The organism is Jatrophihabitans telluris, from assembly GCF_023516435.1.
GTDB classification, from domain to species: Bacteria; Actinomycetota; Actinomycetes; order Mycobacteriales; family Jatrophihabitantaceae; genus Jatrophihabitans_A; species Jatrophihabitans_A telluris.
The window spans coordinates 2,940,963-2,959,357 of the sequence record NZ_CP097332.1; the positions used below are offsets into that span (position 1 = coordinate 2,940,963).

The following is an 18,395-nucleotide window of genomic DNA, read 5'->3' on the forward strand; positions in this document are numbered from 1 at the left end:
CAGGGCGCCCGACTTGAATCACCCGGCGGGCAAAGGCGTACCGGCCCGGACCGCTCAGGCACGGCGCGTACAGCCCATGTTCGATCCGCGTGTAGCCCGGGCGACACGCGGGTCCCGATGCTCCGAACTCGCCCAAATCTCACGTCGCTGCTTCATACTGTTTTTTTAAGTGTTAGTGGGCTAATGCGGGCCGTGTGCCCGTCTCGGGGGTCAGGTCCGTGCTGGGCATGTTTGGTCGCGCCCGCCGTTCGCCGCGTGCGAGCGGTGCCTCTGGCGCGCCCCGGATGGCCCAGGGCGCCCCAGCCGAGTCACCCACCGGGCCCACCGAAGTACCTCCGGGGCTGCTGGACGTCCCCGCGCTCAGCGCCACCAACGGGGCCCGATCCATCGATCTGCCGCCGGCAGCGCGGGTCAAGGCGCAGCTGGCCAACCGCAGCGGCGCCGACCGGGCGGTCGTCGTCGCGTCGTTCCTGCTCGCGGCGGTGTTGATCATGGTGGTCTCGGCCCGGGTCATCAGCGGCTTCTCGCCCCAGACGATCAGCTCGTTGTTCGGCCAGCACCCGAGGCCGAGCACCAGCGTGCTGGCCGCGCCGGGCCCGGCGGTGTCCAGCGCCCCGACCGGTCACCCCGATCCCGGACCGAGTGACAGCGGGACGCCGACCTTCGCCCGCAGCGTGCCCAGTGCCACCAGCACCTCGTCGCGGCCCAGCCGCGCCAGCGACTCACCGTCGGTCAGCAGCGAGATCAACCCGCCGCCTGCTCCCCCCGGTGACACCAGCTTCCTGACCACGAGTACCGAGCCGACCCCGACCGACACGCCAAGCCCCAGCGACAGCGCCTCGCCGAGCTCGCAAGCGAGCACCGAGTCCCCTACGACCACACCGACGCCGACCGACACCACGACGACCCCGCCGCCGCCGAATCCGGACACGCTGCCCGTGAACGCGCCGGGCGCCTCGGTTCACGTGGCGTCGGTGCAGTTCGGGCCCGACCAAGCCACCTACCGGACAGTCAGCGTCAACGGCCTGGTCCCGGACACCTCCTACGGGGACGTGACCAGCACTTTCGTGGACTGGGGCGATCTGACGACCGACAGCGCTCCGAACGCCGGCCCCGTCCCCGACGGCGGGTTCTCCATCCAGCACACCTACACCGCGGACGGGACGTTCACGATCACGTGGGGTTACGTCTCCGATCGTGCGCACACCTGGACCCACGTCATCACGCTGGACTCCACGTCGCTGTGCTGCGCACCGGGCAGCGCCCTCGACGACGGGGGCGTCGATGGCAGCACCCAGCACTTCGCGTACAGCAACGTCTCCGACGGAGCGTGGCCGGAATGGACACTGGACTACGGCGACGGGACGTATCAGCACGGGTCGGGCCCGGACTCACCCTCGGCTGACGTCTCCAGTCACAACTACGACGGAGCCGGCCACACCGCGGTGCTGACCCTCCTCGACAGCGACGGCCAGTTGAGCACGTCGCCGCTGACGACCCCGTGACCGCACGATCCGGCCGGGGCCCCACGTCCGGCGGCCGCCTCCCCTGGCTCACCGACTGACCTTCGCCGGAGGCGAAATCCGGGAACCCCGGGCGGCATCAGATCCGTTGCCCAGACATGCGCACCCTGTCCAACGGCCTCAAGACGGCCGCCTTGCTCGGTTTGCTCTCCGCCATCCTCATCGTCGGCGGCGGGACGATCGCCGGCCGGCAGGGCGTGATCATCGGGCTGATCCTGGCCCTGGCGATGAACGGCTGGAGTTACTTCTTCTCCGACCGGCTGGCGCTGCGATCGATGGCGGCGCGCCAGGTCGGTGAGGCCGAGGCCCCCGAGCTCTACGCGAGCGTGCGGGAACTGTCGACCCGCGCCGGCAAACCGATGCCACGGCTGTACATCTCGGCGACCGAACAGCCCAACGCCTTCGCCACCGGACGAAACCCCAACCACGCGGCCGTGTGTGTGACGGCGGGCATCCTGCGCATGCTCGACCGGCGGGAACTGCGGGCGGTGCTGGGTCACGAGCTGAGTCATGTCTACAACCGGGACATCCTGATCTCCTCGGTCGCGGGCACCATTGCCTCGGCCATCACTGCCATCGCACAGTTCGCGTTCTTCTTCGGCGGAAACGATCGCGACCGCAATCCGGCGGGATCATTGCTGATGCTCGTGCTCGGGCCGCTGGCCGCGAGTCTGGTCCAGCTCGCCGTGAGCCGATCACGGGAGTACCAGGCCGACGCCTCCGGTGCGCAGCTGTCCGAGGACCCTCTAGCACTCGCCAACGCGCTGCGCAAACTCGAGCAGGGAACCCGCGCGCTGCCGCTGCCGCCGGCCCCGAAACTGGTCAACACCAGCCACATGATGATCGCCAACCCGTTCGGCGCGCGCGAGGCTCGCAGCCTGTTCTCGACCCATCCACCCATGCAGGCGAGGATCGCGCGGCTGGAGCGGATGGCGGGCCGCTGAGGGGAATGCCGGGTTGCTAGGTCGCCAGGGCTCCTGGGGAGGACGCTGGGGGTCGTAGCCGCGGCGCGGATGGGCTGTTGAGTCCGCGTCCTCACTCGCCGGGCAGTGCCCCGGTTTCGACGACATCGGCGGCGACGTCGCGCAGCTTGCGGTGCAGGTTCTGGCTGGCGGTTCGCAGCATCGTGAAGGCCTCGTCGCGGGACGTACGCCGATAGGCCATCAGGATGCCGACGGCGGCTCCGATCTCCCGGTTGGTATCGAGCGCCGTCTGCAGGTTGGTGTTCTTGTCCTGCACCTCGTGCAGGGCGACCAGACCGGTGGTGTGTGCGGCGAAGATGGTTCCCATGTCGATGTCGTCTTCGCCGAACGCGGCCGGCTGCTCGGCGAACAGATTGAGCGCAGCCGATTCCTGGGCCACCAACTGGAACGCCAGCACGCTGCGAATGGGCGTCTGCTCGGTGAGCGCCTGGGTGAACCGGGGCCACCGGCGCTCGGAGGCGACATCGAAGAGCAAGATGTTGGTGTCGTCCTCGGCCGATTCCAGGCACGGTCCTTCACCGAGTTCGTATTGCAACGCGTCGGCTCTGGACGCCGTCGGGTCCGAGGACGCCAAGGTGAAACCGGTGTTCCCGCGAAGCATCGTGATGCTGGCGAAGCTGACCGGGGCGATGTGCTTCACCGCCAGTTCCACCATGCGAGTCAGGGCCGCCGTGTTGTCGCCCGGTCCCCGCAACTCGCGTCCGAGCTCGCCGAATTCTCGCGACAACTCCACGATTTCCGCGCTGTCCGTGCTCATGTGCTACCCATCCGTCGCGCCTGGCGTCTGCATCACCGAATCGCATTGTGCCTGCCGATGGAGGCGAATGCGATCGACGGGGGGCGCAGTGGTGGTTTCGTCGCAAATGACCACCGGATTGGTGCGACGCGGAGGATCAGACCGACCAGCTCGGGAGTCTTCCGGCGGCCGAGGCGAGACCCCGCCCCGCCGCAGGGCGACGCGGGGCCTCGACCAGCCGTTCGATCAGGCGACGGAAACCAGGCCGGCCAGGCTGCGGCCGTGCTCGCGTGCTTCGGTCTCGGCTTCGACGGCAAGTTCGGCCGCGACGTCCTTGAAGCCGTCCAGCGCCGGGTTGACGCCCACCAACGTGAACTCCTTCGCGACCACCTTGAGGTCCAGGCCCCAGACATCGCCGAGGATGCGCCGGATCCAGCTCGTGGCGTGGTCCCATTCCTCGCGGGGCGTCCCCGCGCGGTAGTTGCCGCCGTGGACGGTCACCAGCACGGCGGGCTTGCCCTTGAGGATGGGGTCGGCACCGGCGGCGAGGCGAGGATCGGTGATGACGAGGTCGACCCAGGCCTTGAAGTGCTGGGAGACGCCGAAGTTGTACAGGGGTACGGCGAAAAGCAGCGCGTCCGCGTCGACGAGTTCGTCGACCAGCTGAGCGGCCAGGGCCCCCGCCTGAGCCTGCTCGGGCGAACGCTGCTCGGCCGGCGTCCACGAGCCGCTGACCGCGCTCGCCCAGGTCGTCGCAGGGATGGGGTCGACTCCGACGTGCCGAGTCACGACGGGCGCCTCTGGGTGCGCAGCGCGCCATTCCTGCTCGACGATGTCGGCGACCTCACGGCTGTGGGATCCCTCGACGCGGATGCTGGCGTCCAGACGGAACAAGGACATGTCTACCTCCGGTAGCGTTTTTCAGAAGTTGATAGTTTGGAACTACCTACTATTAGAAAACTAGCAGCAATCGGAAGGCAAGCTCCAGCTATCATGACCGACGTGACGTCGAACACCCCAACTCAGGCCCCGACGCCGGCGGACGTCCATCTCTGTGATGCGGGTCTGGCCCGCGCTTTCGACTTTCTCGGCAAGCGCTGGAACGGAGTCATTCTCGGCACCCTGTCCAAGGGCCCGGCCGGCTTCGCAGACCTGCGCCGCGGGGTCGGCGCGATCACCGATTCGGTGCTGTCCGATCGACTCAACGAACTGATGCGGGCCGGCCTGGTGCTGCGCTGTGTCACCGATACCCGCCCACCCGGCGTCAGCTACTCGTTGTCGCCGTCCGGCCTGGACCTGCTCCCGGTGCTCGACGAGCTGGCCACGTGGGCGAGCAAACACCTGTCCGACAAGGACTGTTGATTCGTTTCGCGACGGTGAGCAGGGTCACCGGCCGAGCAGTCACTGTCCGAGCAGCCACCGACCGGACGGGACGAGCTTGCGGGCCGCCGGCGGTCCCCAGGAGCCCTGCGGGTAGCTGTGCAGGCGCGGGCGGTGTTCCAGCAGCGGGGTCGCCACCTTCCACACCGCGCTCAGCCCGTCCGGGCGCGTGAACAAGGACCGGTCCCCGAGCAGCACGTCGTGGATGAGCCGCACATAGGGCGGCAGCGGCTGCGCCCCGGCCAACTGCCCCAACGGAAGCGAGGTCGTAGCGCGATCCAGCTCGCGGCCGGGCCCGGGCTTCTTGGCCAGCACGGACAGGTCGATCTGGCCGTCGCCGGCCAGCGAGAAAGACAGCACGTTCGAATGGCCGGTGACTCCGGCGAACGGGCCGTTCGGCGCGCGCAGGATCAGGCTCACCCGCTGCTCGCCGGCCGCCAGCCGCTTTCCGGTCCGGAGCAGGAACGGCACCCCGCGCCAGCGTGCGTTGTCGATCCACAGCGTGGCCGCGACATAGGTGTCCGTTCGGGAACGGCTCGCGATTCCCGGCACGTCGCGATACCCGGCGAACTGTCCGAGGACGACCTCGTCGGGATCCAGCCGCCGGAAGCGACCGATGACCTTCTCCCGCGCGGCTTGCAGATCGTCGGCCGACAGGCTGGCCGGCGGCTCCATCGCGACCTCGGCCGCCACTTGGAACAGGTGGGTGACCAGCATGTCTAGCACGGCCCCGGTGGCGTCGTAGAAGCCGGCGCGATCGTTGATTCCGAGTCGCTCCGGGACGTCGATCTGCACCTCAGCGATGTGGTCGCGGTTCCACATCGCCTCGAAGATGCCGTTGGCGAATCGGAGTACGTGCAAGTCCTGGGTTGCCTCCTTGCCCAGGAAATGATCGATCCGATACACCTGATCCTCCTGCAGCACCGAGTGCACGATCCGGTCCAGAGATCGGAACTGCTCCGGCGACGTGCCGAACGGCTTCTCGAAGACGACCCGTGCGCCGCGGGCCAAATCGTGTTCGCCGAGGGCCTTGGTGAGTTCGGGGAAGGCAACCGGCGGCACCGCGAGGTAATGGACGAGCTGGGCGCTGTGCCCGACGCTTTTGCGCGCCTCGGCTATGACGTCGAGCAGGCTGCCCGGATCGTCGCTGTTGAATCCCCCACCGGCGAAACGCAAGCGCGCGGCGAACCGCTTCCACTCCGCAGGCTTGAGGGTGGGCCCGAACTCGGTGAGCACCTGGTGGACGTGGGCCCGGAAGTCCTCGTGCGCGACGTCGCCCCGGCCGTTGCCGACCAACATCCAGTCCTTGGGAAGCAGGCCACGGGTGGCCAGGGTGTAGAAGGCGGGTAGCACCATCCGCTTGGCCAGGTCACCGGTCGCCCCGAAGAGCACGAAGACCGTCGGACCCGGCTCTGGCGCTGCTGTCGATCGCGAGGCCGGGCGGGAGGTTGAACGGGAAGCGGTCGCCATGATCAACACGCTACGCCCGGACTGTCCGCCGCCGGCTCAGTCGAGGTCGACCACCAGCGGGGCGTGGTCCGACGGTGCCTTCGGTGCGGCTCCCTTGCGAGCGTCACGGTCGACCCACACATCCGCGACCCGCTGCGCCAGCGCCGGATTCACCAGCGCGAGGTCGATTCGCATGCCGCGTCCCTTGGCGAAGCCCAGCATGCGCATCTCCCAGAAGGTGTAGGGCGGGCGCAGGTCATCATGATCGGCGGACGCGCGTGGGCTGAGATCGATCAGCGGCTCGTCCCCGGTGTCGGTCATCAGCGCGGTCACCGCCTGCCGTTCGGGCGCCGATACGTGAGTCAGTCCGTCGAAGGCGGTGATGTCCCAGACGTCGTCGTCGTGCGGGGCGACGTTGAAGTCACCAAGCAGTCCGAATCCCGTGTGCGCGCCGAACCGGGCCCGTTCGGTGGCGGCCTGCGCGCCCACAGCGGCCAGAAAGTCGAGCTTGTAGCGGTAATGCAGGTGTCCGACCTCCCGTCCGTTGGGGACGTAGAGCGACCACAGTCGAAGTCCGCCACAGGTGGCCCCGATCGCGCGGGGCTCGACCACGTCCTCGAACAGCGGTTGGGCGTCCAAGCCCCGGGTGACTGACTCAAGGCCGACCCGGGACAGGATCGCCACCCCGTTCCACCGTCCGTTGCCCAGGTGCGCGGACTCATATCCAAGCTCTGCGAAAGCATCCGCCGGCCAGGACTCGTCGGTGGCCTTGGTCTCCTGAGCGAGCAGGACGTCCGGTTGCCGGTCGGCGAGCCAGTCCACCATTCGGGGTAGCCGTGCCTTGGCCGAGTTGAGGTTCCACGAAGCGATGCGCACCACGGCAGTCTCCCATCACTAAACCGGCCGCCGCCGTGGCCGATCGGACACCCAGTCGCTAAGGGGGGCTTGCGTGTCCGCGCTGAAGAAATCCGGTCTTGGTTCGTTCCTGGACAACCGCTCGTTGCTGGTCAAGATGCTCGCCGCGGTCGGGGTGGCCCTTTTCGCCGCCGCTGCCATCACCTGGGTGTCCGTCGCCTCCATGAACTCGATCCGCACCCGGTCGGCCGCCGCGTCCAGCCAGGCCATGGCCGGTGAGCGGGCCCTGGGCGACTTCCGGGAGAGCGTCGCGAAGGTGACCGGCGACAGCCTCGCCAGTTCGATTCCGGCCTACGCATCCGCCGGGCTGCAGGCCATGCCCGGTGACATCAAGGCCGCCCAGGACGCGGTCGCCGGCCTCACCGTCGCGTTGCGCGGCACCAGTGGGGAACCCGCCGCCGCCGCGGCCACCACGGCCTGGAAGAACCTCGCGGCCTTCAACAGCTCCGCCAAGAAGCCGACGAGCGAGAGCGAGGGTCAGGCGATCGTCACCGAGTACAACTCTCTGATGGCCGCTCTCGGCAGGGCCGAGGCCGCCGCCCGGACCGCTGTCGACCAACTCGTCGCCGACACGAACGGGCACAGCCACGCCCGCCAGAACAGCGCGGTCCGTACCGTCGTGCTGGCCTTCGTCCTCGGCAGCCTCATCTCCCTCGGCCTGGCGCTGGTCGTCGCCCGGCGGGTCCGGGGCAACCTCATCAGGGTCGGCGCCGTGGCCGAGGGCATGGCCGCGGGTCAACTGACCCGGCGCACCGGCTTGGTGAGCACGGACGAGGTCGGCACCATGGCCGCCGCGCTGGATCGGGCGACCGAGCAGTTGCAGCGCGACTTCTCCCAGGTCTCGGTCAACGCCGGCAACTTGGCCAGCGCCGCAACCGGTCTCGCCCACGCCGCGGCCAGCGCCGCGGGCTCGGTCGAGCAGGCCTCCGGCAAATCGGGGCTCGTGGCCACCGAGGCGCAGACGGTGTCCAGCGACGTCCAGACCATGGCCAGCGCCGGTGAGCAGATGGCCGCCTCCATCCGTGAGATCGGTCGCAACGCCGCCGACGCCACGCAGACCGCCGCGCGGGCCGTCGACATCGTCAACACCACGAACGCCACGATCACCCGGTTGGGCACCTCGTCCTCGCAGATCGGCGACGTCGTGAAGGTCATCACGACTATCGCCGAGCAGACGAACCTGCTCGCCCTCAACGCGACCATCGAGGCCGCCCGGGCCGGCGATGCCGGTAAGGGCTTTGCCGTGGTCGCCGGTGAGGTGAAGGACCTGGCCCGCGAGACGGCCAAGGCCACCGAGGACATCACGCGGCGTGTGGACGCCATCCAGGCCGACACGACCGGGGCCGTCATGGCGATCACCGAGTTCAACTCGATCATCGAGAACATCAACCGGTTCCAGCTGACCATCGCTTCTGCGGTCGAGGAACAGTCCTCCACCACCGATGACATCAACCGCACGCTCAACTCGGCCGCGGACAGCTCCAGCCAGATCGCGGCGTCGATCACCGACATCGCCGAAGCGACCCAGCAAACCGCTTCGGTGGTCGGCGAGGCCAGCGCCGCGGCGGCCGAGGTGTCGCAGCTGTCCAACGAGCTGACGTCCCTGGTAGGCCGCTTCCAGCTCTAACCCGCCCTTCTCCCGTCTCCTCTCCTCTCCTCTCCGGCTTTCGCGGCCCGAATAATCGCAAAACCCCGTCGTGGGTGAGTATTCGGGCCGCGAAAGCCTAGGAGGGGGAGGTGGGGGTGGGGGTGGGGGCGCGGCCGGCGGGCTGGGTTGGCCGATCGGTGAGCGGATGGATGGGCGGGACGGCCAGTTCGACCGGGTCCTGCGACGTCACCGTGAACGGCTGCCCGTGATGGTGCAGGTGCAGGGTCACGTCCACCCCGTCCTCCACTACATAGCGAGCCGCGTCCGGACCGATCGTGACGCGGACCTTGGCCGCCTGCCAGCGCACCGTGAACGACAGGCCGGTCAGGGCCGGCGGCAACCGGGGCGCGAAGCTCAGCTGACCGGCGTGATCCCGCATTCCCCCGTAGCCGCAGACCAAACCTAGCCACGACCCGGCCAGCGACGCGACGTGGACCCCGTCGCGGGTGTTGTGCTCCAGATCGTGCAGATCCATCAGTGCTGCCTCGCGGAGATACTCGTGGGCGAGCTCCAACTGACCGACCTCGGCGGCGATGACCGCTTGCGTGCAGGCCGACAAGGACGAATCCCGGACGGTGATCTGTTCGTAATACGCGAACGCCCTGGCCTTGTCCTCGGCCGTGAACGAGTCACCGCACCAGTGCATGGCCAGGATCAGGTCGGCCTGCTTGACGACCTGCTTGCGGTAGATGTCGAAGTACGGTGCGTGCAGCAGCAGCGGATAACCACCGTCGCGATCCGTGGCCTCGAAATCCCAGCGCTCGTGGGCGTTGTAGCCGCGGTCCTGTTCCGGCAGACCCGTCCGGGCGTCGACCGGGATCGCCACCACCTCGGCCGCCTGCCGCCAGGACGCGATCTCCTCGGCACTCACCGTCAATGCGGCCGCCTCATCGGGCCACCGCTGCGCGAGGTCGGCGGCGTAGCGCAGATTCCGAGCGGCCGTGAGGTTGGTATAGGTGTTGTCATCGGCGATGGCGCTGTATTCGTCGGGGCCGGTGACGCCATCGATGTGGAACGCGCCGTCGGCGCCGATGTGCCCGAGCGCACGCCATAGTCGTGCGGTCTCCACCAGCAACGGCAGCGCACACTCGCGAGCGAAGGCGTCATCGCCGGTCCAGCGCACCAGCCGGTCGGCCGCCAGCGCGATATCGGCGTTGATGTGGAAGGCGGCGGTGCCGGCCGGCCAGTACGCGCTGCACTCCTGGCCCCGGATGGTCCGCCAGGGAAAGGCCGCGCCTTGCAGGTTGAGGGTGCGGGCCCGCTCCAGGGCCAGGTCCATTGTGGAATGGCGCCACCGCAGCGCGTCCATAGCCGCGCGGGGAGCCGTCGCGGCGAGCACCGGCAGCACGTAGGTCTCGGTGTCCCAGAACGCGTGGCCGTCGTACCCAGGCCCGGTCAACCCCTTTGCCGGGATCGCGCGCTGTTCGGCGCGGGCCCCGGCCTGCAGGACGTGGAACAGCCCGAAGCGCACCGCCTGCTGAATGGACTCATCGCCCTCGACCTGGACGTCGGCGCCGTCCCAGAATTCCTGCAGGTACTCGCTCTGCTCGACGAGCAGTTCGTCCCAGCCGGTGTGCACGGCGGCCGAGAGTGCGGCATCGACCTGATCGCGCAACGCCGCCACCGAGCGCTGCGACGACCAGCCGTAGGAGACGAACTTGGTCAGGGTCAGGCGCTGCCCGGGTTGCAGGCGCGTCCCGACGGTCGTGCGGGCGAAGGCCTTCTCGACATAGGTGTGCAGGTCGGGATCTGTGTCAGCCGCCACCACATGGTCCATGGCCGCGGCCATCCGCAGGGCCGAGGTCCGGGTGTGGTGGATGAGCGAGGAGCGACTGCCCGACGCGCTGTGCTGCTCGGCGACCAGAGGGCTCGTCAGGGCGGCTGCGACCCGAGGGTCGCCGGACTGCCGTGGCACCTCCTCGTTGGCCACGAGTTCGGACTGGACGACGACCCGAGCCGCGTCGCCGATCGCCTCGACCTCGTACCGGACGGCCATGATCGCTCGTTGGGTGAAGGACACCAGCCGGGTCGACCGGACCCGGATCACCTGCCCGGCCGGCGAGGTCCACTCCACTACGCGGTGCAGCAATCCCTTGCGCAGGTCGAGGATTCGCTCGTGGTGCTCGATCGTGCCGTAGCGCAGGTCGAAGGGCTCGTCGTCGACGAGCAGCCGGATGAGCTTGCCGTTGGTCACGTTGACCACGGTCTGACCGGATTCCGGATAGCCGTACCCGGCCTCGGCGTAGGGAAGCGGACGGGTCTCGTAGAAGGAGTTCAGATAGCTGCCGGGCAGTCCGTTCGGATCGCCCTCGTCCAGGTTGCCCCGAACGCCGATGTGCCCGTTGGACAGGGCGAAAATGGATTCGCTCTGGGCCAGTGTCGCCAGCTCGAAGCCGAGTTCGCGGATCACCCAGGGCTCGACCGGGTATCGCTCGTCGGTGATCACCGGCTACCTCTCCAACAGTTCGGCCAGATCCTTCACGACGGTGTCCGCGCCGTGTTCGGTCAGTTCCGCGGCCTGGCCCACGCGGTCGACGCCCACCACGTAACCGAAGCCACCGGCCCGGCCGGCCTCGACCCCGGCGAGAGCGTCCTCGAAGACCGCGGCCTGGTTCGGAACAACGCCGGCGAGCGCGGCGCCCGCCAGATAGGAATCGGGTTTGGGCTTACCGGGTATGTGTTTTTCCGCCAGCGTGACGCCGTCTATACGACCCTGGACGAGGCGGTCCAGGCCGGTCACGTGCAGCACCAGCCCGGTGTTGGCGCTCGAGGAGACCACTATTCGCTTGAGCCCGGCCTGCTCGGCGGCCTGCAGGTAGCGCCGAGAGCCCTCGAACACCTTCACCCCGTCGCGCTGGATCCGTCCGGTGAGCTCCTCGTTCTTGCGATTGCCCAGCCCGTGCACCGTCTCGGCGTCCGGGGAGTCGTCGGGATCACCCTCCTCGAGGGTGATCCCCCGTGAGGCGAGGAAGTCCCGCACACCGTCTTCGCGCGGTTTGCCGTCGACATACTCGTCGTAGTCGGCGTGACTGTCGAAAGGTGTGAAGTGCTGTGGGTCGCGGCGTTCGAGGAACTCGTCGAACGTGTGCTTCCAGGCCGCCGCGTGGACCGAGGCGGTGTCGGTCAGCACTCCGTCCAGGTCGAACAGCAGGGCGGTCACGCTGTCGGGCAGGCCCAGGGTCATCGTCGTCCCTTCGGTTCGGCTGCTTCGGAGGGCAGATCCACCCGAGCGCCGGCTCCACGCTAGCTCGACCGAAACTGTCGGTGGCCGTCGATACCCTGCTGACAGACCAATCGACCGGTCGCGCTGATCGAGTTCGCGGCGGCGCACGTTGCAGGAGGGGGCCGACGATGCTGACCGCACCGACGCGTCTGGTGCTGTTCGTCTCCTCCTATGCCCCGCTTCTGGCGCTGTTCGCACTGCTCGACTCCTTCGGCTCCGGCTGGCCCAGTGTGGCGTGCGCGGCGGTGGCCGTCCTCGGCGTCCTCGCGCTGCTAGTGGTGTGGTTCCTCGCGGCCCGCTCGACCGGTGAATGGGTGCGGCTGGCCTCGGCACGTTCCCGTGACACCGAGGTGATGGCCTTCTTCGTCAGCTACGTCGTCCCGTTCGCGGCGGCCGGGGCCGGTGACCGGCGTCAACGGCTGGCTCTGCTCGCCTTCGCGGTCATCATCGCCGCGCTGTACGTGCGCTCCGCGGTGTTCTACGTCAATCCGCTACTTCTCTTGGCGGGCTACCACGTGTTCGACGCGGTCACCGACACCGAGGTGCCGATCACGGTCATCTGTCGCCGCCGACACCTGCGCCAGACCGAGGTGCTCTGGGCGGTATCGCTCGAACCCGGTGTCTACCGAGAAAGGAACAGGCCGTGATCAACCCGACGCCTGGCGCCGCCCGCGCTGCCCTGGCCACGCTGGCGGGACTGGGGCCACTGGGCGATTTGGGACTGCGGATGAGCGTGCTCGTCCCAGGTCGCGAGGCCGAACTGGTTCCGCACTCGGTGGCGCTCGCCCCCGAGGCCGCGGCCGCGCTCGCCGACATCGCCGAGGCCAGCCGAGCGCAACTGCTCGACTCGGCGCTGATCGAGTACAGCCCCGCGATGGCGATTCCCGCCGGCTACGCGTGCTTCGTGGGCCGGTCGGCGGCCAGCGCTCTCGACACCACCCAGACGGCAGTCGACTCCGGGGACGCTGACCCGTTCGATCCGGGTCAGGCCGCCGCGTCGCGGGTGCGGATGCTCGCCCTACGCCTGGACACCGCGGGCGGGTCGAGCGCCACGTTCTACCGGGTGGCCGAAAGCCTGCTGCAATTCGAGCGAAACAAGGTCTTCGGGCTGATCCGGCAAGGCGGGCGGTACGAGCGGCTCAGCGCGGCCGACGTGCTGCTCATGCGAGCCACCTTCGACGTGGTCGTGGTCGATGACATCGCCTTCTTCTCCAAAAAGGCCACCTTCGAGCGCGCCTTCGGCTTCGACGACGAACTCAAGCGCGCCAGCGCGGAGACCTTCGACCGGGTCACGGTGAACCTGCGCATCGAGCGCTTCGACGACCTGCGCGCGGCCTGCACCCGCAACCCGACCATGATGGCGAAGATGGCCTCCATCAAGCGGAGCATGGACAGCGATCCCGACTATGCGGCGGCCATGTCGATGCCACGCCTGCTGGCGTTCGTGCGAGCCAACCCGGCGATCGGAATCGAGGTCGTCGGCCGCGGCGAGCAGGCCCGCCTCGTGTTCGACCCCTCCCCGGCCAACCGCTTCAAGCTGGTCAACCTGCTCGACGACGACTACCTGCGTTCGGTGCTGACCAAGCGCGAGTACGAGGCGAGCGCGAAGGTGCGCGCGCTGCCGTCGTGACGATCTGGCTCCGACGAACCGTTCGCGGCCACCACGCTCGGCGCTATTGTTGACCGATCGTTCGGTATCAGCCATCCGAGGAGTGCCGTGCCGCACCACGTCGACCGGATCGATCCGGTACTGGCCATGATGGCTGCCGACCACGCTTCCCAGGCACTCGGTATCGAGTTGCTGGAGCATGGCAACGGATGGGCCCGTACCTGCATGACAGTGCGTTCGGACATGGTCAACGGTCACGACATCGCCCACGGCGGCCTGATCTTCACCCTCGCCGACACGGCTTTCGCCTGCGCGTGCAACGGATTCGGCCCCGTGACCGTGGCCGCCGGGTGCGAAATCACCTTCGTGGCACCGGCGCACCTAGGTGATCTGCTGAGCGCCCGGGCCTCGCTGCGAACCCGCTTCGGACGCAGCGGAATCTACGACGTCACGGTCTGGCGCGGCACCGACGAGGATGACGTCATCGCCGAGTTCCGGGGCCACAGTGCCGAGGTTCGGCGCGCCTCGACCGGCGCGGGCACAGCAGCCGGGACGCGTCCGTGAGCATCGAACCCACTATCCCGACCGCCGTCGCAGCTTCGGCGCTCGCCTCGGCCGGCGGCGCACCCCGACGGCGGGGCCGACCCGGTCACGACCTCACCTCCGTCCTGAACGCGTCGGTCGCGGTGTTCATCGAACGTGGCTTCGACGGCACGAGCATGGAAGATCTCTCGCAACGGCTCGGGATCAGCAAGTCGGCGATCTACCACCACGTCGAGAGCAAGGACGCCCTGCTCGGCTTGGCGCTCGACCACGCGCTGACCGCACTGGAGTCAGCCGCCGCGCAAACGCGCGGGCTGCAGGGCAGCGCCGTAGTTCGGCTCGAGACCCTGCTGCGGCGGAGCGTGGAAGTGCTGGTGGACCGGCTCCCCTACGTGACGCTGCTGCTGCGAGTCCGAGGAAACTCCGAGGTCGAACGCGACGCCCTGGCCCGCCGCCGGCGGATCGACCGGTTCGGGGCCGATCTGGTTACCCAGGCCATCGCCGAGGGTGATCTGCGCCCGGACCTGGACCCCGCAGTGACGGCTCGCCTGCTCTTCGGCCTGGTGAACTCACTCACCGAATGGCTCAAGCCCGACGGACGCCACGATCCAACGCCGCTCGGCGAGGCGATAGTGACCATGGCCTTCGCCGGCATCCGGGCCTGAGCTTGAGCGGCCCGTTCCAGCTGTCCAGATGTCCGGGCATGAAAGCCCTTGCGACTGGACGACCGCCTGACGAATGGTCCCGTGACCGGCCAATCGTCCTGCGACTGACGCGCACCATGGACGGTAAGTGCGGAACGGCGGCACAATCATGCCTACTCGTCCAGACAGAGGGAGCTCTGCATGACTATTGCGCCCCCGCCGGCGACGACATCGTTCGCTCCTTTTCTGCCGACCGAGCAGCCCCTCCAGCTGTTACGCCCGGATGGCACGGTCAATCCCGACTCCTCGCTGACGATGCCCGCCGACAGCGTGCTGGTCGATCTGCACCGGCGCATCGTCCTTGCTCGCCGCTTCGACGCGCAGGCCACCGCCCTCACCAAGCAGGGCCGTCTGGCCGTCTATCCGTCCGCCCACGGCCAGGAGGCCAGCGAGATCGGCGCCGTCGCGGCGCTGCGAGAGCAGGACTGGCTCTTTCCGACCTATCGCGACTCGATGGCCATCGTGGCCCGCGGCGTGGACCCGGTCGAAGTCCTGACCCTGCTACGTGGCGACTGGCACTGCGGTTACGACCCGTACCGCCATCGCGTCGCGCCCCAATGCACTCCCCTGGCGACTAATTCCCTGCACGCGGTGGGCTTCGCCCATGCCGCCACACTCAAGGGCGACGACGAGGTCGCCCTGGTCATGCTCGGCGACGGCGCAACCAGCGAAGGCGATACGCACGAAGCGCTGAACTTCGCGGCGGTCTGGAAGGCGCCCACGGTGTTCTTCGTCCAGAACAACGGCTACGCGATCAGTGTGCCGCTGGCCAAGCAGAGCGCGGCGCCATCTCTGGCCACCAAAGGCATCGGGTACGGCATGCCGTCGGTCCTCCTCGACGGCAACGACGCGGCTGCCGTGTACTCGGTTGTGTCCGCGGCGGTCGCGGCTGCCGCCCAGGGCCACGGTCCCACCCTCATCGAGGCGCTGACCTACCGCATCGAAGCGCATACCAACGCCGACGACGCCAACCGATACCGCGACCGGGCCGAGGTCGAGGCATGGCGCGCTCGCGACCCGCTCACGCGACTGCAGCGTTACCTGTCCGATCGAGAACTGCTTGATGAAAAAAGCCTTTCCGCGCTCGACGACGAGGCCGAGGCGCAGTCGGCCGAGCTGCGGCGGCGCATGAACATCGACACCGACCTCGACCCCGAGTCCCTGTTCGAGCACGTCCTCGCGATAACCCCGCCCCACCTAGCCGCCCAGCGCGACGAACTCAGAGCCGAGCTGCTGGCCGAGTCCACCGGGCAGGAGCCCTCATGACCGCGATCGCCGACCGCACCGCTCGCGAAGCCGGCGCCGAGCCCTCCGGTGGACCGTCGGCGACCAGCCAGACGATCACGCTCGCGGGTGCGCTGAACCACGCGCTGGCCGATGCTCTGGCCGAGGACGAGACCGTCCTGGTCTTCGGTGAGGACGTCGGCACGCTGGGCGGCGTCTTCCGAGTCACCGACGGGCTCGCTGCCCGCTTCGGCGAGGCACGGGTCTTCGACACACCGCTGGCCGAGGCGGGAATCGTGGGCACCGCGATCGGGATGGCCATGAACGGCCTGCGCCCGGTCGTGGAGATGCAGTTCGACGCGTTTGCATATCCGGCGTTCGAGCAGATCACCAGTCACCTGGCCAAACTGCGCAACCGCACCCAGGGTCGGATCCAGCTGCCGATCGTCGTCAGGATCCCGTACGGCGGCGGGATCGGAGGCGTCGAGCATCACTGCGATTCCTCCGAGGCGTACTACACCCACACCCCCGGTCTGCGGGTGGTCACACCGTCGAGCCCCGGCGACGCCTACCGGCTGCTGCGTCAGGCGATCGCCTGCCCGGACCCGGTTATCTTCCTGGAGCCGAAACGCCGTTACTGGTCGAAGGAAACGCTGGCGCTGTCCACGGACGGGCCCGCGCTGGACCAGGCGGCGATCCTGCGGAGCGGGTCCGACGTGACCCTGATCTGCTACGGCGGGACCGTGGCCACCGCACTGGATGCCGCCGACGCCGCCGCCGAGGAGGGTCGCAGCATCGAGGTCGTCGACCTCCGTTCGTTGTCGCCGTTCGACGACGCCACGGTTGTCGCCTCGGTGCGTCGGACGGGTCGGGCGATCGTGGTCCACGAGGCCAGCCGGTTCTCCGGCTACGGTGCCGAGGTGGCCGCTCGTCTGACCGAGCAGTGTTTCCACTATCTGCACGCACCGATTCTGCGAGTCACCGGCTACGACATTCCCTACCCGCCGCCCAAGCTGGAGGAGCACTTCCTGCCGAGTGTGGACCGGATTCTGGACACCATCGACCGCCTTCAATGGGCCGAATCCGCCCCGCTGACCGAATCGGGCTCGGGCCTCGACTCGTGGGCCGGCCGCTGATGGCCGAGTTCCGACTCCCCGATCTGGGGGAAGGTCTCACCGAGGCCGAAATCGTCCGGTGGCTGGTGAGCGTGGGCGACACCGTGGTCGTCGATCAACCGGTCGTCGAGCTGGAAACGGCGAAGGCGGTGGTGGAGGTGCCCGTCCCGTACGCCGGAACCGTCACCACCCTCAACGGTGAGGTCGGCGAGGTCATACCGGTCGGCAGCATCCTGTTGGCGGTGACGGAGCCGGCCACGTCCGGGAGCGGCAACGTGCTTATCGGCTACGGCACATCAGAAGCGGGACCGCGGCGCCGTCGCCGGCCGGTCGCCGCAACGGTCCCGGCCCCGCCCAGCGTCCCGGCCCCGCCCAGCGTCCCGGCCCCGCCCAGCGTCCCGGCCCCGCCCAGCGTCCCGGCCCCGCCGAGCTCGCCTGAGCAGGTGGTCACCGTGGTGTCACCGTTGGTTCGCCGGCTCGCGCGCGAATCGGGTCTTGACCTCGGGCGGTTGTCCGGGACCGGTCCGGAGGGCCTGATCACCCGCCGCGATGTGGATCTCGCCATCCGGTCCCGGCCCCCGGCCCACCACGAGCCGGGACACAGCGCCGCGGAGTCGCTCGTACCGGCCCGCGCCGTCGACGATTCGGCCGCGGGGGTGGCGCGCATTCCGATCCGGGGCGTTCGCAAGGCCGTCGCCGACAAGCTCAGCCGCTCCCGACGGGAGATCCCCGAGGCCACGGTGTGGGTCGACGTGGACGCCACCGCGTTGCTGGACCTGCGTGCCGAGCTGAACAGCGACGAGCACGCACCCAAGATCAGCGTGCTTGCGCTGCTGGCGCGTCTGACCATCCTGGGCCTGCGCCGCTATCCCGAACTGAACGCGCGAGTCGAGGGCGACGAGATCGTCATGGGGCCGGCGGTGCAGCTCGGCTTCGCCGCGCAGACAGATCGAGGCCTGCTGGTGCCGGTGGTGGCCGATGCGCACACGCACTCGTTGGAGGAACTGTGTGCGGCCTTCAACGAGCTGACCCACCGCGCTCGCGACGGTCGGCTCACCACCCACGAACTCACCGGGGGCACCTTCACCATCAACAACTACGGGGTTTTCGGGGTGGACGGTTCGGCCGCGATCATCAATCACCCTGAGGTGGCGATCCTCGGCATCGGTCGGATCATCGATCGTCCGTGGGTGGTCAATGCGGCCGTGGTGCCACGCAAGGTGACCCAGTTGACCCTGGCCTTCGACCACCGCGTGTGCGACGGTGGAACCGCGGGCGGGTTCCTCAGGTTCGTGGCCGACTGCGTCGAGTCGCCGGTGCGCGCCCTGCGCCACCTCTGATTC

General features: G+C 68.7%; 17 protein-coding genes. 11 read left to right on the top strand and 6 right to left on the bottom strand.

Annotated elements, in window-relative coordinates; translation table 11 throughout:
* The first annotated feature begins 218 nt into the window (after positions 1 to 218).
* Both M6D93_RS13645 and htpX read left to right on the top strand, forming a co-directional pair.
* Entirely contained in the window at positions 219 to 1,505 is a 1,287-nt protein-coding gene (locus M6D93_RS13645) for a hypothetical protein (protein ID WP_249769837.1), read from the top strand.
* Positions 1,506 to 1,621: 116 nt separating this feature from the next.
* The gene (htpX, locus tag M6D93_RS13650) at positions 1,622 to 2,467 is read left to right on the top strand and encodes a zinc metalloprotease HtpX (protein WP_249769838.1); all 846 of its coding nucleotides are present in this window, start codon (positions 1,622 to 1,624) and stop codon (positions 2,465 to 2,467) included.
* Positions 2,468 to 2,558: 91 nt separating this feature from the next.
* On the opposite strand, the gene M6D93_RS13655 is transcribed toward htpX, so the two are convergent.
* Both M6D93_RS13655 and M6D93_RS13660 read right to left on the bottom strand, forming a co-directional pair.
* Positions 2,559 to 3,263, bottom strand: coding sequence for a GAF and ANTAR domain-containing protein (locus M6D93_RS13655; RefSeq protein ID WP_249769839.1), 705 nt, complete (start codon positions 3,261 to 3,263; stop codon positions 2,559 to 2,561).
* A gap of 225 nt (positions 3,264 to 3,488) precedes the next feature.
* A complete protein-coding gene (locus M6D93_RS13660; RefSeq protein WP_249769840.1) occupies positions 3,489 to 4,142 on the bottom strand; it encodes an FMN-dependent NADH-azoreductase in 654 nt (217 codons plus the stop codon).
* Between the two features lie 102 nt (positions 4,143 to 4,244).
* Here M6D93_RS13660 and M6D93_RS13665 point away from each other — a divergent pair, with 102 nt between their 5' ends.
* Positions 4,245 to 4,604, top strand: coding sequence for a winged helix-turn-helix transcriptional regulator (locus M6D93_RS13665; RefSeq protein WP_249769842.1), 360 nt, complete (start codon positions 4,245 to 4,247; stop codon positions 4,602 to 4,604).
* Positions 4,605 to 4,643: 39 nt separating this feature from the next.
* Here the strand turns inward: M6D93_RS13665 and M6D93_RS13670 are convergent, their stop codons facing one another.
* Entirely contained in the window at positions 4,644 to 6,092 is a 1,449-nt protein-coding gene (locus M6D93_RS13670) for a glucose-6-phosphate dehydrogenase (RefSeq protein ID WP_249769843.1), read from the bottom strand.
* A 36-nt stretch (positions 6,093 to 6,128) separates the two neighbouring features.
* Positions 6,129 to 6,947, bottom strand: a complete 819-nt coding sequence (locus M6D93_RS13675; protein WP_249769845.1) for an exodeoxyribonuclease III — start codon at positions 6,945 to 6,947, stop codon at positions 6,129 to 6,131.
* A gap of 73 nt (positions 6,948 to 7,020) precedes the next feature.
* On the opposite strand from M6D93_RS13675, the gene M6D93_RS13680 reads away from it, so the two are divergent.
* Complete coding sequence (locus M6D93_RS13680; RefSeq protein WP_249769847.1) at positions 7,021 to 8,613, top strand: methyl-accepting chemotaxis protein; 1,593 nt, start codon at positions 7,021 to 7,023, stop codon at positions 8,611 to 8,613.
* A 97-nt stretch (positions 8,614 to 8,710) separates the two neighbouring features.
* On the opposite strand, the gene M6D93_RS13685 is transcribed toward M6D93_RS13680, so the two are convergent.
* Positions 8,711 to 11,080, bottom strand: coding sequence for a glycoside hydrolase family 65 protein (locus tag M6D93_RS13685; protein ID WP_249769849.1), 2,370 nt, complete (start codon positions 11,078 to 11,080; stop codon positions 8,711 to 8,713).
* Positions 11,081 to 11,083: 3 nt separating this feature from the next.
* On the bottom strand, positions 11,084 to 11,818 hold the full coding sequence (locus tag M6D93_RS13690) for a beta-phosphoglucomutase family hydrolase (RefSeq protein ID WP_249769851.1): 735 nt from the start codon (positions 11,816 to 11,818) through the stop codon (positions 11,084 to 11,086).
* A gap of 167 nt (positions 11,819 to 11,985) precedes the next feature.
* On the opposite strand from M6D93_RS13690, the gene M6D93_RS13695 reads away from it, so the two are divergent.
* The 7 genes from M6D93_RS13695 to M6D93_RS13725 all read left to right on the top strand — a co-directional run bounded on the left by M6D93_RS13695 (position 11,986) and on the right by M6D93_RS13725 (position 18,392).
* Positions 11,986 to 12,504: a hypothetical protein gene (locus M6D93_RS13695; RefSeq protein WP_249769853.1), complete on the top strand. Its 519-nt coding sequence runs from the start codon at positions 11,986 to 11,988 to the stop codon at positions 12,502 to 12,504.
* Entirely contained in the window at positions 12,501 to 13,487 is a 987-nt protein-coding gene (locus M6D93_RS13700) for a Kiwa anti-phage protein KwaB-like domain-containing protein (protein WP_249769855.1), read from the top strand. The genes M6D93_RS13695 and M6D93_RS13700 overlap by 4 nt, the downstream gene beginning before the upstream one ends.
* A 126-nt stretch (positions 13,488 to 13,613) precedes the next feature.
* Entirely contained in the window at positions 13,614 to 14,030 is a 417-nt protein-coding gene (gene paaI, locus M6D93_RS13705; RefSeq protein WP_347343649.1) for a hydroxyphenylacetyl-CoA thioesterase PaaI, read from the top strand.
* A gap of 14 nt (positions 14,031 to 14,044) precedes the next feature.
* Positions 14,045 to 14,674 carry a TetR/AcrR family transcriptional regulator gene (locus tag M6D93_RS13710; protein WP_347343650.1) on the top strand — a complete coding sequence of 210 codons (630 nt, stop codon included), beginning with the start codon at positions 14,045 to 14,047 and terminating at the stop codon, positions 14,672 to 14,674.
* A gap of 180 nt (positions 14,675 to 14,854) precedes the next feature.
* Positions 14,855 to 15,979: a pyruvate dehydrogenase (acetyl-transferring) E1 component subunit alpha gene (gene pdhA / locus M6D93_RS13715; protein ID WP_249769860.1), complete on the top strand. Its 1,125-nt coding sequence runs from the start codon at positions 14,855 to 14,857 to the stop codon at positions 15,977 to 15,979.
* Positions 15,976 to 17,073: an alpha-ketoacid dehydrogenase subunit beta gene (locus tag M6D93_RS13720; protein WP_249769861.1), complete on the top strand. Its 1,098-nt coding sequence runs from the start codon at positions 15,976 to 15,978 to the stop codon at positions 17,071 to 17,073. The genes pdhA and M6D93_RS13720 overlap by 4 nt, the downstream gene beginning before the upstream one ends.
* Positions 17,073 to 18,392, top strand: coding sequence for a dihydrolipoamide acetyltransferase family protein (locus M6D93_RS13725; RefSeq protein WP_249769862.1), 1,320 nt, complete (start codon positions 17,073 to 17,075; stop codon positions 18,390 to 18,392). The genes M6D93_RS13720 and M6D93_RS13725 overlap by 1 nt, the downstream gene beginning before the upstream one ends.
* Positions 18,393 to 18,395: the final 3 nt, after the last annotated feature.